The sequence below is a fragment of the Streptomyces sp. NPDC031210 genome (assembly GCF_055570395.1).
The window spans coordinates 39,416-53,662 of the sequence record NZ_JBVIHH010000027.1 but is presented as its reverse complement, the minus strand read 5'-3'; the positions used below and the strand labels follow the sequence as shown (position 1 = coordinate 53,662).

The following is a 14,247-nucleotide window of genomic DNA, read 5'->3' as shown; positions in this document are numbered from 1 at the left end:
CCACCGGCCCACCGGCCGCCGTGCGGGTCACCGCCACGCCGGGCCGTCGCCGTCGGGCCCCCCGCCCACCACCTACCAGCGTTGCGGCGGCCCGAACCGCGGGCTCTGCTGGGTCTCCTGGTCCTGGGACGGCAGCAGGCCCGGCCCGCTCGCCTCACCCGGCCCCAGCGGCCCGGCTACAGGCGCGGCCGGTGCGCCGGCCCGGCGGCGGGCCACCAGCGTCCAGGCCCCCAGTCCCGCCAGCAACACCACGCCCGCGCCGATCCCGGCGTAGGCGACCGTCATCAAAGTGCCGCTCTTGGCGGCCTCCTGCGCGGTCTGCCCCTTGTCGGCCATCTCCTGGTCCTCGGGCGTGACGGTGAATTCCCGGGTCGGCCCCGCGTAGCCGGGGCCGGCCTTGGCGGCGCCGAGCACGTCCACCCGCAGCGTGAGGTCCGCGCCCTTGGGGAAGAACTGCGCGGCATCCGGGTGCAGGCTCACTTCGAGGTAGTACCAGCCGGCGAACCGCATCGCGCCGACGGACTCCGTGGGGTTGAAGCGGTTCCCGTAAGCGACCGGCGCGGTGAACTCCTTGGCGGCGGCCGGCTCCCCCTTGTAGGACACGAAGTTGTCGTCGCTGACGGCTCCGCGCGCCGGGTTGTAGACACTCAGTCCGAGCGCGTCGGAGAGATAGGCCGTCGAGGATGTCGGTGAGTTGGGCAGCTCGGCACTCAGGTTGAGCCGCTGCCCCCAGTCCACCGGTACGCGGTAGAAGCGGGTCTCGCCGGCGGTGATCCGGTCCTTCCAGACGCCGTCGCCGACCGAACCGGCGTCGTTGAAGCCGGTGCCGCCCTTGGCGCCGCGCTTGGTGGTGTCCGTGGGCGGCGCTGGCGTCGCGGTGCTCCACGTGCCCTCGCCCGGCTGGGCCGGGGTGCTGCCCTTGAGTCCGGGCTCGTTGAGGTAGCCGATCTCGATGGGCCAGGTGTCGGGCCCGGAAGTCGCCGATCCCTCGCGGGTGATCACCAGGTAGTACGGACCGGCCTTCTGGCATTCCGTCCGGTCGCTGCCGATCCGGCGGGCGGCGTAGTCGGCGATCGGGTACGCCATGCCGCCACCGTGGAAGGACGGGGTGGCCTCGGTGCCGCAGGTGGCGCCCTCGCTGTCCTGGACGGTGACGCTGAGCTTGTCGCCGTAGTCCTCGACCTTGGTGCCGGGCTTGGGCGCGGCGACCGCCGAGAAGTAGGCGTTGGTCTTCGCGTCGAGGGTGACGGCGTAGTACTTCTGCTCGCCGCGCTTGATCGAGTCGGTGTGCAGGCCGGGCTTCAGCGGCGGTGCGTCACCGGAGCTGGAGGTGCCCTTGGTCACCGTGGCGCCGTCCGCCGTCCGATAGGCGGGCACGTCATCGGCCGAGGCCACGCCCACCGCTCCCGGCAGGATCGCCATCGCGGCGAGCGCCGCGAGTACGGCAACTCCTCTGTTCGTCGTGCGCCCCGTCACCACGAGCCACCCCTCATCGGATCCGAATTCCCGCCACTGCTGCTCTGCTTACCGCGGGCGCGTACGTAGGCCACCGCGAGACCGGCCAGCAGCAGGACGCCCACTCCGCCGATGGCCACGGCCACCACGCGTCCCGTGGACCATCCTCCGCCGCCGTCCTGGCCACGATCCGCCGAGGGCCCCGCACCGCCGCCGGCGGCCTCGGGCGCACCGGCCTGCGGGCCGGCCTTCTCCTTGCCCAGGACCGCGACCCGCAGCACCACACCGATCCGCGGGTTCTCGGCGATCTCGGCGGCCCGGGCGCCCAGCGTGACGGCGAGGTAGAAGTCGCCCTTGTGGTGCACCGGCAGCACGTTGGGGTGGGACTCGTAGCGGTTGGTCCAGGAAACCGGGACCGTGCCCATGTGCACGGAGGCCAGCCTGCCGTTGTACGGGACGTGCGGGGTGAATTCGGTGGTGCCGCTGCCCACCGGGGTGCGGGCGGGCGTATAGACCTGGGTGCCCCCGTACGACGTGGTCGCGCTGTACTTCTTCACCGTCGGCTCGTTGGCGAACTCCACGTCGTAGCGCAGTTGCTGGCCCCAGCCCACCGGCACCTTGTACCAGAGCGTCTGTGACGGCAGGACCTTGTCCCGCCAGACCCCCGGACGCAGCGCGCGGGCGTCGTTGAAGCCGGTGCCGCCGGTGACGTCCTTGGGCGCGGTGGTGGGCATCGTGGCGTCCTTGCCGCCCGCGCCGTACTCCGGCTCCGACTGTGCGGGCGTGACACCCTTCTTCAGCGGATGTTCCACGTGAAACGTCAGCTCCACCGGCCAGCGCGCGGCGTCCGACCCCCGGGCGGCCTTGCGCTCGACCACCAGCCAATACCGGCCCGCCTTGTCGCAACCGTTGGTGCCGCTCTGCGAGGGGATGCGGCTGACACCCGAGGTCAGCGGCGTGGCCCCCTCCTTCTGTCCGAACAGCTCGATGGTGGACCCACAGGCGCTGTCGGTGCCGTACGCGATCTTTGTGCGCAGGGCGTCGAGGGAGTCGACGGCCGCGCCGGGCTGCGGGACCACGGTCGCCGAGAACTCGGCCGTCGAGATCGCGTCCAGGTCGGCGGCGTAGTAGCGCTCCTCGTTGGGCCCGATGGTGTCGAGGTACTGGCCGGGACGGATGACGGGCGCGCTCTGCCGGCTGGCCGTGCCCCGGACCTTGTCCCCCTTGAACCGGTAGCCGTCCACGGAGAGTTGGCCGGCCCGCTGCAACTGGCGGGCGAGCGCCCGGGCATCGGGAGCGTCGTAGTACCGGCCGTTGCCGGCCTTGGCGATGCACTCCAGTTGCTTGCGTGCCGTGCCCGCCACCTGGAAGCCGATGGCGTCGATGTGCAGATCCACGCCGGACGCGGCCAGTTGGGCGGCGACGCGGCAGGGCGGTGGCGTCCGGCAGGTGTCCTCGCCATCGGAGATCAGCAGGATCGTGCGCTTGCCCAGCGCTCCGCCGGCGGCCTTGGGCAGGTCGGCGGCGGCCTTGCGCAGGGACAGTCCGATGGGGGTGTCCCCCTTGGGCGTCACGCCCGCGACGGCCCGCTTGATGCCCGCCCGGTCCAGCGCGGTGACGGGCTGCACGAGCCGGGTGTCATCGCAGCCCTTGGGCTTGTCCGCGCCGTAAACCCGAAGGCCGGTGGGGTAGTTGTCGGGCAGCGCGTCGACGACCGTGCCGATGGCCTTACGGGCGGCGGCGATCCGGGTGCCGCCGGAGCCGTCGTCCTCGGCCATCGAGCCGGAGGAGTCCAGCACCATCACCATTCCGGACCCGCCCGCGGCCGGTGCCGGGGCCGCGGTGGCCACCGCCGCTTGGAGCGGCGCGGCGGCGAGGGCGAGCAGCAGCCCGCCGAGCAACGCCACCGCCCCCTTGCGTGGTCGTCGTGCCATGTCCCCTCGTCCCCCTTGCGTCCCACATGTCACATCACACACATCAACTCAGACATCATCTTTGCTAGTGCAACTTAATACTGTGCTTTAGCAAATACAAGGCAAGGGGCGTCACGGTCCCGCAACGACAACCCGCCGCCGCGGCCCGCCCGTACGGCGCCACCGCACGCCCGTGCCCGAACGCACGAAACCCCGGCCACCTAGGGGCAACCGGGGTCCGTACGAAAAAAGTGCTGTGCGTGGGATCTCACACACCCGAACCTGCGGGCACGGAGTCGGTCGCCTCCGTCCACAGATCCTGCTCGGCGCGATCCGCCTGGATCTGGCGGTACACGAGGAGCCCGCCGATGGCGGCCAGTGCGACCAGGAGAAGCTTCTTCACCGCGCGACCTCGTCTTTCGTTGACGTAGGAGACCTATGGGGGCCGATGATACACACCGGCCGATACCGATCGGTTATCTAGGCCGCACTCGGCGACAACCCCTCCGGGGCCCGGGCCGCCGCCCAACTTCCCGTCGCACACAAAGAATCGGCCCGGCCGGAGAATTCTCCGGCCGGGCCGATCGCGCGGTGCGGCTACCAGGACTTGAACCTGGGGCCTCTTCCTTATCAGGGAAGCGCTCTAACCGTCTGAGCTATAGCCGCGCGTTCGCTGCACCGAAAGATTAGCGCACTTCCAAGGCGTTCCCAAAATCGGTTCCGCGGACGCCCCGAACGCCCTCCCACCAGCGCGTCACTCATCCTCGGCGAGGGTCAGCTCCACCCCGCCGACGAAGCCCGCCGACAGGTTGTAGATGAAGGCACCGAGCGTCGCCAGCGCCGTCGCCAGCACCACGTCGATCACCGAGATGATCGACGTGAACAGCACGACCCGCGGCAGCGACAGGAACGACTGGAGGTCGAAGCCGCCGCCCTCACCGGAGCCGGTCGCCTCGCTGACCGTCCCGCCGACGGTGGAGAAGACGCCCATCGCGTCCATCACCATCCACAGCACGGAGGCGGCCACGACCGTGCAGATGCCCAGCGCGATGGACAGCAGGAAACTGACCTTCATCACCGACCACGGATCGGCCCGCGCGACCCGCAGCCGCGCCTTGCGCGTACGCGGCGTCGTACGGGCGTCTGTGCGCGGCCGGCGCACCGACCGGGCGCCGTCCTGGCCACCGCCCGTGCTGTACGCCTGAGGCGGCTGGTACGGCTGCTCCTGGCCGCCACCCTGGGCCGGCGGCTGCGGCTGACGCGTATCGGTCACGGTTTCCCCTTGATAGGAGCCCTTGTCGCGCTTGTCTGCCGACGCGGCGGAGCCACGGGCGCTGTCCTTGTTCACGGTCGCGGGTACGGACGGGGAGCTCTCTCCCCGTCCACCCGCCGCAGCGCCCGTGGCTCCACTCACGACCTGCTCCTCGTGCTACTCCGCCGCGGGCTGCTCGCCCTCGGCCGTGGGTTCGGCCGCCTCGGCCGCTTCGGTCTCGTCGAGCCCCTCGGCCCCGTCGACCTCTTCCGCCTCGCGACCGGCCTCGGCGTTCCGTGCGATGCCGACGACGGCATCACGCTTGCCCAGGTTGATCAACTGGACGCCCATGGTGTCACGGCCGGTTTCGCGGACCTCGTTGACCCGCGTACGAATCACGCCACCGCTCAGCGTGATCGCGAGGATCTCGTCGGTCTCCTCGACCACCAGCGCGCCGACCAGCGAACCCCGGTCCTCCACGATCTTGGCGGCCTTGATGCCCAGACCGCCACGGCCCTGGACGCGGTACTCGTCGACCGGAGTGCGCTTGGCGTACCCGCCGTCGGTGGCGGTGAAGACGTACGTGCCGGCCCGCACCACGTTCATCGACAGCAGCTCATCGCCCTCGCGGAAGCTCATGCCCTTCACACCGGACGTCGCCCGGCCCATCGGGCGCAGCGCCTCGTCCGTGGCCGTGAAGCGGATCGACTGGGCCTTCTTGCTGATCAGCAGCAGGTCGTCGGTCTCCGACACCAGCTCGGCGCCGATCAGCTCGTCGTCCGTGCCGTCCTCCTGCTCGCGCAGGTTGATCGCGATCACACCGCCGGAACGGGGCGAGTCGTAGTCCTTCAGCGGAGTCTTCTTCACCAGGCCGCCCTTGGTGGCGAGCACCAGATACGGCATGGCTTCGTAGTCGCGGATCGCCAGGATCTGCGCGATCTGCTCGTCCGGCTGGAACGCGAGGAGGTTGGCGACATGCTGGCCCCGCGCGTCGCGGCCCGCGTCGGGCAGCTCGTACGCCTTCACGCGGTAGACGCGGCCCTTGTTCGTGAAGAACAGCAGCCAGTGGTGGGTGGTGGAGACGAAGAAGTGGTCGACGATGTCGTCTTCCTTCAGCTTCGTGCCCCGCACGCCCTTGCCGCCGCGCTTCTGCGAGCGGTAGTCGTCGGTCTTGGTGCGCTTGACGTAACCGCCGCGCGAGATCGTGACGACGATGTCCTCTTCGGCGATCAGGTCCTCGATGGACATGTCGCCCTCGAAGGGCACCAGCTTGCTGCGCCGGTCGTCGCCGAACTTCTCGACGATCGCGGCCAGTTCCTCGCTGATGATCTGCCGCTGGCGCTCGGGGGAGGCCAGGATGGCGTTGTACTCGCCGATCTTCCGCTGGAGTTCGTCGTGCTCGGCGGTGATCTTCTGGCGCTCCAGGGCGGCCAGCCGGCGAAGCTGCATCTCCAGGATGGCGTTGGCCTGGATCTCATCGATCGTCAGCAGGCCCATCAGGCCCTCGCGCGCCACCTCGACGGTGTCGCTGCGCCGGATCAGCGCGATGACCTCGTCGATGGCGTCCAGCGCCTTGAGCAGACCGCGCAGGATGTGCGCGCGCTCCTCGGCCCTGCGCAGCCGGAACTTCGTCCGGCGGACGATGACCTCGACCTGGTGGCTGACCCAGTTGCGGATGAACGCGTCCAGCGACAGGGTGCGCGGCACGCCGTCCACCAGCGCGAGCATGTTCGCGCCGAAGTTCGTCTGGAGGTCGGTGTGCTTGTAGAGGTTGTTCAGGACGACCTTGGCGACCGCGTCCCGCTTGAGCACGATGACCAGGCGCTGGCCCGTCCGCGAGGACGTCTCGTCGCGGACGTCCGCGATGCCGCCGATCTTGCCGTCCTTCACCAGGTCGGCGATCTTCTGCGCGAGGTTGTCCGGGTTGGTCTGGTACGGAAGCTCCGTCACCACCAGGCACTGGCGGTTCTGGATCTCCTCCACGGCCACCACGGCGCGCATCGTGATCGAGCCGCGGCCGGTGCGGTACGCCTCCTCGATGCCCTTGCGGCCCACCACCAGCGCACCGGTGGGGAAGTCCGGTCCCTTGATGCGCTCCATCAGGGCGTCGAGCAGTTCCTCGTGGGTGGCCTCGGGGTGCTCCAGCGCCCACTGGGCACCGGCCGCGACCTCGCGCAGGTTGTGCGGCGGGATGTTCGTGGCCATGCCGACCGCGATACCGGCGGAGCCGTTGATCAGCAGGTTGGGGAAGCGCGCCGGCAGGACCGTCGGCTCCTGGTTACGGCCGTCGTAGTTGTCCTGGAAGTCGACGGTCTCCTCGTCGATGTCCCGCAGCATCTCCATCGAGAGCTGCTTCATCTTGCACTCGGTGTACCGCATGGCCGCGGCCGGGTCGTTGCCGGGAGAGCCGAAGTTGCCGTTGGAGTCCACCAGCGGCATCCGCATCGACCACGGCTGGGCCAGGCGCACCAGGGCGTCGTAGATCGAGGAGTCGCCGTGCGGGTGGTACGTACCCATGACGTCGCCGACGACGCGGGCGCACTTGTAGAAGCCCTTCTCGGGGCGGTAGCCGCCGTCGTACATCGCGTACAGCACGCGCCGGTGCACGGGCTTGAGGCCGTCCCGCACGTCGGGCAGCGCACGCGAGACGATGACGGACATCGCGTAGTCGAGGTAGGAGCGCTGCATCTCCGTTTCGAGCCCGACGGGCTCGACGCGCATCCCGACGCCTTCGATGGTCGCGGGCGCGCCCTCGGGCGTCACGCCGTCCGGGGTCACAGGGGGGTTCTCGTCGGCCATTGCTGTTCAAAGTCCTTTCGAGCTGCGGCTGTTGTAGGGGCCGACAGGGCTCAGATGTCGAGGAAGCGGACGTCCTTGGCGTTGCGCTGGATGAACGAGCGACGCGCCTCGACGTCCTCGCCCATCAGCACCGAGAACAGGTCGTCCGCGCGGGCCGCGTCGTCCAGCGAGACCTGGCCGAGAACCCGGTGGTCGGTGTCCATGGTGGTGATGCGCAGCTCCTCGGCGTTCATCTCGCCGAGACCCTTGAACCGCTGGACCGAGTCGTCCTTGATCCGCTTGCCGTTCTGCTTGCCGAGCTCGATCAGCGAGTCCCGCTCCGGGTCGGAGTAGGCGTATTCGAAGTCGTCCCGGCCCCACTTGATCTTGTAGAGCGGGGGGCGGGAGAGGTAGACGTGCCCGGCCTCGACCAGCGGCCGCATGAAGCGGAAGAGGAAGGTGAGCAGCAGGGTGTTGATGTGCTGACCGTCGACGTCGGCGTCCGCCATCAAGATGATCTTGTGATAGCGGAGCTTGGCGATGTCGAAGTCCTCGTGCACACCCGTGCCGAACGCCGAGATCAGCGCCTGGACCTCGTTGTTCTGCAGGATCTTGTCGACCCGCGCCTTCTCGACGTTGAGGATCTTGCCGCGGATCGGAAGGATCGCCTGGTACTCCGGGTTGCGGCCGGACTTGGCCGAACCACCGGCGGAGTCACCCTCGACGATGAAGATCTCGCACTTCTCGGGGTCGTTGGACTGGCAGTCGCTCAGCTTGCCCGGCAGCGACGCCGTCTCCAGCAGCCCCTTGCGGCGGGTCAGGTCCCGCGCCTTACGGGCCGCGACCCGCGCCGTCGCCGCCTGGATGCCCTTGCGGATGATGTCCGCGGCCTCGTTGGGGTTGCGGTCCAGCCAGTCCGTGAGGTGCTCGTGGACGACCTTCTGGACGAACGTCTTCGCCTCGGTGTTGCCCAGCTTTGTCTTGGTCTGGCCCTCGAACTGCGGCTCGCCGAGCTTGACGGAGATGATCGCCGTCAGGCCCTCGCGCACGTCCTCGCCCGTGAGGTTGTCGTCCTTCTCCCGCAGCAGCTTCTTCTCGCGCGCGTAGCGGTTGATCAGACCCGTCAGCGCCGCCCGGAAGCCCTCTTCGTGCGTACCGCCCTCATGGGTGTGGATGGTGTTGGCGAAGCTGTAGACACCCTCGCTGTACTGGGTGTTCCACTGCATCGCGATCTCGACCGAGAGCATCCGCTCCTTGTCCTCGGCCTCCACACCGATGACGGTGGGGTGCACCAGCTCGCCCTTGCGCGAGTTGAGGTGGTTGACGAAGTCGACGATGCCGCCGTCGTAGCGGTAGCGCACCGAGAGCGGCTTGCCCTCTTCGTCCACGTGGTCGGCGCGCTCGTCCGTCAGCGCGATCGTCAGACCCTTGTTGAGGAACGCCATCTCCTGGAAGCGCCGGGAGAGCGTCTCGAAGCTGTAGGCGGTCGTCTCGAAGATGTCGCCGTCGGCCCAGAACGTCACCGAGGTGCCGGACTCGTCGGTCGCCTCGTGCTTGGCCAGCGGCGCGGTCGGCACACCGAGCTTGTACTCCTGCGTCCAGCGGTGGCCGTCCGTGCGGACCTCGACCGCCACCCGCTGCGACAGGGCGTTCACGACGGACACACCCACGCCGTGCAGACCACCGGAGACCGCGTAACCGCCGCCGCCGAACTTGCCACCCGCGTGCAGCACCGTCATCACGACCTCGACGGCCGGCTTGCCCTCCGAGGGCACGATGCCGACCGGGATACCGCGGCCGTTGTCGACGACGCGCACGCCGCCGTCGGCGAGGATCGTCACGTCGATGGTGTCGGCATGCCCGGCCAGCGCCTCGTCGACGGAGTTGTCGACGACCTCGTACACCAGGTGGTGCAGACCGCGCTCGCCAGTGGAGCCGATGTACATGCCGGGGCGCTTGCGGACCGCGTCCAGGCCTTCGAGGACAGTGATCGCGCTGGCGTCGTACGACTTCTCCACCGAGGAGTCGCCCATGACGCCGGCAGGAACCCCCTCTTCAGTAGAAGCCGTGATGTTCTCGTTGAGGTCGCCGGAGTCGGCCACGAAGCGCCCTTTCTGGCACAGCACGAGCCCTTCCACACCTGTGGGGGACACCCCTGGGAAGACAGGCGGGAGCGGCTACGTCGTTCGACATGTTCCGCGAGTGGGCGGGATTGCTACCAGTCTACCGGTAGCGCTGACACTCATGGGGGTTTGCAGGCACCTGAGTCGTCATGTGCCGCCCTGAACCGCCATCCGCCGACTCCCCATATCCGAGACGGGGCCCCAGGACGCTCACACCGGCACTCAGCGCTTCGGGCTGTCAACCTCCGGCTACGGTGAGCGGAGTCTCATGCGTCACACCCGTGGCCACGCCCGCCCAGGGGCGGCACCGCTCACCCGTAGGTGTCGCCGGGGCCCTTGCTGCCCGGTGCCCGCAAGGGGCCGTAGCGCCTGGCCGGGCCGCCGGGACCCAGCACCTTGATCAGCTTCACGGTGCCGTGGCCCAGGTCGTCGTTCAGCCGGGCCACGAGCTGCGGCGCCAGCAGCCGGAGCTGCGTCGCCCACGCCGTCGAATCGCACTGCACGGTCAGCACCCGGGCGTCCTCGTCGTACTTCTGCGGCTCGCAGTGCTGCGCGACCTCGGGGCCCACCATCTGCGGCCAGCGGCCCATCACCCCGCCGACCGCCGCCGGGGTCTCCCAGCCGCGCTCCGTGATCAGCCGGTTGATCGCCGCGCCCAGCGGCAGCGGGTCACGCCCGTCCGCCCGCGCGCCCGACCGCAGCCCACCCCGTCTGGCCTGCTTCTTCTGCTGCGCCGCCGCGCCCCGCGCGCGCGCCTGCTCCTTGGCCGCCACCAGCGCCTGACGGGCCAGGTCCACCCCGGACAGCTCCGGCGGCCTGGGCTGCGCGGGCAGCGGCCCGCCCTGCTCGGGAAGCTCCGGCGCCGGCTCGCCGCTCACGACGCCACCCGCGTCGCCGCGCCGTCCGCGACCGCGAACCGCGCACCGGCCAGCACCGCCGGCACGTCGTCGTCCACCGCCGCCGTCACCAGCACCTGCTCGCCCGGCGCCACCAGCTCCGCCAGCCGCTCCCGGCGCCGCGCGTCCAGCTCCGCGAAGACGTCGTCGAGGACCAGCACCGGCTCGTTGCCCTCGGCGCGCAGCAGGTCGTACGAGGCCAGCCGCAGGGCCAGCGCGTACGACCAGGACTCGCCGTGGCTGGCGTACCCCTTCGCGGGCAGTTGCCCCAGCTTCAGCACCAGATCGTCGCGGTGCGGGCCGACCAGCGTCACCCCGCGCTCGATCTCGCTCTTCCGCGCCTCGCCGAGCGCCGCCAGCAGCACGCCGTACAGCTCCTCGCGCACCGATGCCAGCGGGCCGTGCGCCACCGCCGCCATGGCCTCGCCCGCGGAGCCGCGGTACTCCAGGGCCAGCGGCCCGCCGCCGGGCGCGAGCTGGTCGTACGCCTTGTCCGCCAGCGGCTGGAGCGCGGCGATCAGGTCCAGCCGCTGTGCCAGCAGCTCCGCGCCCGCGCGCGCCAGATGCTGGTCCCACACGTCCAGCGTCGACAAATCCATCTGACGCCCGCCGTGCCTGCGCGCCAGCGCCGCGGTCTTCAACAGGGTGTTGCGCTGCTTGAGGACGCGCTCGTAATCGGAACGCACGCCCGCCATGCGCGGCGAGCGGGCCGTGATCAGCTCGTCCAGGAACCGCCGGCGCTCCCCGGGATCGCCCTTGACCAGTGCCAGGTCCTCCGGCGCGAACAGCACCGTCCGGACGATCCCCAGGACATCGCGCGGTCTGACCTGCGAGGACCGGTTGATCCTGGCCCGGTTGGCCTTGCCCGGGTTCAGCTCCAGCTCCACGAGCTGCTGCCGCTCGCCCTGGACGACGGCCGCCCGGATGATCGCCCGCTCCGCGCCCATCCGCACCAGCGGGGCATCGGAGGAGACGCGGTGGCTGCCGAGCGTCGCGAGATAGCCGACGGCCTCCACGAGATTGGTCTTGCCCTGGCCGTTGGGGCCGACGAAAGCGGTGACGCCCGGATCGAGCGGGACCTCGACCCGGGCGTACGAGCGGAAGTCGGCCAGCGACAGATGCGCTACGTGCATGGCTCTCGCCGACCCTCCCAGCTCTGCTCGACCGCGGTGACCCGCGTACTTCTCTGCCGTGTCCGCCCGGCGCGCGCCGGGTGGACGAGCGGCTACTTCTTGTTCTCGACCGCGTGGCCACCGAACTGGTTGCGCAGCGCGGCGATCATCTTCATCTGCGGGGAGTCGTCCTGCCGCGACGCGAAGCGGGCGAAGAGCGAGGCCGTGATCGCGGGCAGCGGCACGGCGTTGTCGATCGCCGCCTCGACCGTCCAGCGGCCCTCACCGGAGTCGGCGGCGAAACCACGCAGCTTCTCCAGGTGCTCGTCGTCGTCGAGGGCGTTGACGGCCAGGTCCAGCAGCCAGGAACGGATGACCGTGCCCTCCTGCCAGGAGCGGAAGACCTCGCGCACGTCCGTGACGGAGTCGACCTTCTCCAGCAGCTCCCAGCCCTCGGCGTAGGCCTGCATCATCGCGTACTCGATGCCGTTGTGGACCATCTTCGCGAAGTGGCCGGCGCCGACCTTGCCGGCGTGCACCGAGCCGAACTCGCCCTCGGGCTTGAGGGCGTCGAAGATCGGCTGCACCTTGGCGACATCGTCCTTGTCGCCGCCGTACATCAGCGCGTAGCCGTTCTCCAGGCCCCAGACACCGCCGGAGACGCCGCAGTCGACGAAGCCGATGCCCTTGGCCTTGAGCTCCTCGGCGTGCTTCTCGTCGTCGGTCCAGCGGGAGTTGCCGCCGTCCACGACGATGTCGCCGGGCGAGAGCAGCTCGGCCAGCTCGTCGATGGTCGACTGGGTGGCGGCACCGGCCGGCACCATGACCCAGACGACCCGCGGACCCTTGAGCTTGTCCACAAGCGCCTGGAGGCTGTCCACATCGGCCAGGTCCGGGTTGCGGTCGTATCCGATGACGGTGTGGCCGGCGCGGCGGATGCGCTCGCGCATGTTGCCGCCCATCTTGCCGAGACCGACGAGACCGAGCTCCATCAAAGACCCTCTTTGCACGTAGTCGTTGCTGTTCGTAGCCGAGTCCGAGCCTACGCCCGAGGGTGCGTGCACACCTGTGGGCTCCGCCGCTCATCAGGGCCGGTCAGCCGGCCGCCGCGAGGGCTCCGGAGAGGCTCCCGGAGAGCTGCCCGGCGGGTGGGGAGAGCGGGTGGCGACCGGCTCAGCCGGACAGCCGCACCGGCATGATCAGGTACTTGTAGGCGTCGTCCGCCTCGGCGTCCTTGGCGGGCCGGCCGCTGAGCAGCGCGGGCTTGGTGGACGTCGTGAAGGACAACTGGGCGACGGGAGAGTCGATCGCCGACAGCCCCTCCAGCAGGAAGCCCGGGTTGAAGGCGATCGAGATGTCGTCGCCGTCCAGCTCTGCGTCGACGCGCTCCACAGCCTGTGCGTCGTCGCTGGAGCCGGCCTCCAGGATCAGCACGCCCTGCTCGAAGCTGAGGCGCACCGGGGTGTTGCGCTCGGCCACCAGGGCCACGCGCTTGACGGCCTCGACGAACGGGGCGGTCTCGATGACGGCGATGGAGTTGAACTCGGTCGGGAAGAGCGTGCGGTACTTCGGCAGGTCGCCTTCCAGCAGCCGCGTCGTCGTACGCCGCCCGGCACCCTCGAAACCGATCAGGCCCTCGCCCGCACCGGAGCCGGACAGCGCCAGGGTGACGTTGTCGCCGCTGCTGAGCGACTTGGCGGTGTCCAGCAGCGTCTTGGCGGGGACCAGCGCGACGGCCGAGGCGTCCGGGCTCTCGGGCTTCCACAGGAACTCGCGCACGGCGAAGCGGTAGCGGTCGGTGGAGGCCAGGGTGACGGTGTCGCCCTCGATCTCGATCCGCACACCGGTGAGCACCGGGAGGGTGTCGTCGCGGCCGGCGGCGATGGCCACCTGGGCGGCGGCGGCGGCGAAGACCTCACCGGGGACGGTGCCGGTGGCGGTGGGCATCGTCGGCAGGGACGGGTACTCCTCCACAGGCAGGGTGTGGAGGGTGAAGCGGGAGGAGCCGCAGACGACGGTCACTCGTACACCGTCGGTGGAAATCTCCACCGGGCGGTTGGGGAGCGCACGGCAGATGTCGGCGAGCAGCCGGCCGGAGACGAGGACGGTGCCGTCCTCCTCCACCTCGGCGTCGACCGAGACCCGCGCCGAGACCTCGTAGTCGAAGCCCGACAGGCTCAGGGTGCCGTCCTCGGCCTTCAGCAGCAGGCCCGCGAGGACGGGCACCGGCGGACGGGCCGGGAGGCTCTTGGCCGCCCAGGCCACTGCCTCCGCGAGTACATCGCGCTCCACCCGGATCTTCACCGGAAACCGCCTCCTGCTGTTGCTGGCTCTCGCCCTGCTGGCTTCGTCGTCGGCTGAGTTGCCGGAGTCCAGTCTGACGCACGCCACCGACAGCCGGTGCGGCTCGGGGTCAAGTCGGCTCGAGAGGGGTGGGGCGGTCCGGGGCCGAGTTGTGCACAGGACCCGTTTCGAAGCGAGTTCCCCGGTAGATATCCGTGGTCGTAGTAGTAGGGCCTGTGGAAACCGTGGACAACTGCCTTTGCGCAGGTCAGCACCGATTTTTTATCCACCGACCCTGTGGGCGGCGGCCGTGGATAAACCCGTGGTTCTGTGGACCGCCGAAAGTTCTGCACACCCGATACACAGGAGAGGGGTACTTCTCCCCAGTGCCGTCCCCAGGTTTACCCACCTTCCCCACAGGCCAACCCACCACCT

At 69.9% G+C, this 14,247-nt stretch carries 10 protein-coding genes and 1 tRNA gene; all 11 read right to left on the bottom strand.

The features are described from left to right. Positions 1–72: 72 nt before the first annotated feature. Positions 73–1,479, bottom strand: a complete 1,407-nt coding sequence (locus ACZ45Z_RS32055; protein WP_468370009.1) for a hypothetical protein — start codon at positions 1,477–1,479, stop codon at positions 73–75. Continuing rightward, entirely contained in the window at positions 1,473–3,389 is a 1,917-nt protein-coding gene (locus ACZ45Z_RS32050) for a vWA domain-containing protein (RefSeq protein WP_468370006.1), read from the bottom strand. The genes ACZ45Z_RS32055 and ACZ45Z_RS32050 overlap by 7 nt, the downstream gene beginning before the upstream one ends. A 247-nt stretch (positions 3,390–3,636) precedes the next feature. After that, positions 3,637–3,771 (bottom strand): DLW-39 family protein, encoded by a 135-nt coding sequence (locus tag ACZ45Z_RS32045; protein ID WP_003958712.1) that lies wholly within the window; start codon positions 3,769–3,771, stop codon positions 3,637–3,639. Between the two features lie 189 nt (positions 3,772–3,960). After that, positions 3,961–4,034: transfer RNA gene (locus ACZ45Z_RS32040), tRNA-Ile, on the bottom strand. Between the two features lie 88 nt (positions 4,035–4,122). After that, the gene (locus ACZ45Z_RS32035) at positions 4,123–4,782 is read right to left on the bottom strand and encodes a DUF3566 domain-containing protein (protein ID WP_468370003.1); all 660 of its coding nucleotides are present in this window, start codon (positions 4,780–4,782) and stop codon (positions 4,123–4,125) included. 15 nt (positions 4,783–4,797) lie between these two features. Continuing rightward, positions 4,798–7,419, bottom strand: a complete 2,622-nt coding sequence (gene gyrA / locus ACZ45Z_RS32030; protein WP_468370001.1) for a DNA gyrase subunit A — start codon at positions 7,417–7,419, stop codon at positions 4,798–4,800. Positions 7,420–7,469: 50 nt separating this feature from the next. Continuing rightward, positions 7,470–9,524 carry a DNA topoisomerase (ATP-hydrolyzing) subunit B gene (gyrB, locus tag ACZ45Z_RS32025; RefSeq protein WP_468369998.1) on the bottom strand — a complete coding sequence of 685 codons (2,055 nt, stop codon included), beginning with the start codon at positions 9,522–9,524 and terminating at the stop codon, positions 7,470–7,472. Positions 9,525–9,832: 308 nt separating this feature from the next. Further along, on the bottom strand, positions 9,833–10,354 hold the full coding sequence (locus ACZ45Z_RS32020; RefSeq protein ID WP_468370043.1) for a DciA family protein: 522 nt from the start codon (positions 10,352–10,354) through the stop codon (positions 9,833–9,835). A gap of 41 nt (positions 10,355–10,395) precedes the next feature. Then, positions 10,396–11,550 carry a DNA replication/repair protein RecF gene (recF, locus tag ACZ45Z_RS32015; RefSeq protein WP_468369995.1) on the bottom strand — a complete coding sequence of 385 codons (1,155 nt, stop codon included), beginning with the start codon at positions 11,548–11,550 and terminating at the stop codon, positions 10,396–10,398. A 92-nt stretch (positions 11,551–11,642) separates the two neighbouring features. Beyond that, positions 11,643–12,521 carry a phosphogluconate dehydrogenase (NAD(+)-dependent, decarboxylating) gene (gnd, locus tag ACZ45Z_RS32010; protein ID WP_468369992.1) on the bottom strand — a complete coding sequence of 293 codons (879 nt, stop codon included), beginning with the start codon at positions 12,519–12,521 and terminating at the stop codon, positions 11,643–11,645. Positions 12,522–12,702: 181 nt separating this feature from the next. Then, the gene (dnaN, locus tag ACZ45Z_RS32005) at positions 12,703–13,833 is read right to left on the bottom strand and encodes a DNA polymerase III subunit beta (protein ID WP_468369989.1); all 1,131 of its coding nucleotides are present in this window, start codon (positions 13,831–13,833) and stop codon (positions 12,703–12,705) included. Positions 13,834–14,247: the final 414 nt, after the last annotated feature.

What these genes read in the sequence shown, in the direction of transcription:
- ACZ45Z_RS32050 (WP_468370006.1), bottom strand. Translation starts at nt 3,389, where the DNA reads ATGGCACGACGACCACGCAAGGGGGCGGTGGCGTTGCTCGGCGGGCTG.
- gyrA (WP_468370001.1), bottom strand. Translation starts at nt 7,419, where the DNA reads ATGGCCGACGAGAACCCCCCTGTGACCCCGGACGGCGTGACGCCCGAG.
- recF (WP_468369995.1), bottom strand. Translation starts at nt 11,550, where the DNA reads ATGCACGTAGCGCATCTGTCGCTGGCCGACTTCCGCTCGTACGCCCGG.
- gnd (WP_468369992.1), bottom strand. Translation starts at nt 12,521, where the DNA reads ATGGAGCTCGGTCTCGTCGGTCTCGGCAAGATGGGCGGCAACATGCGC.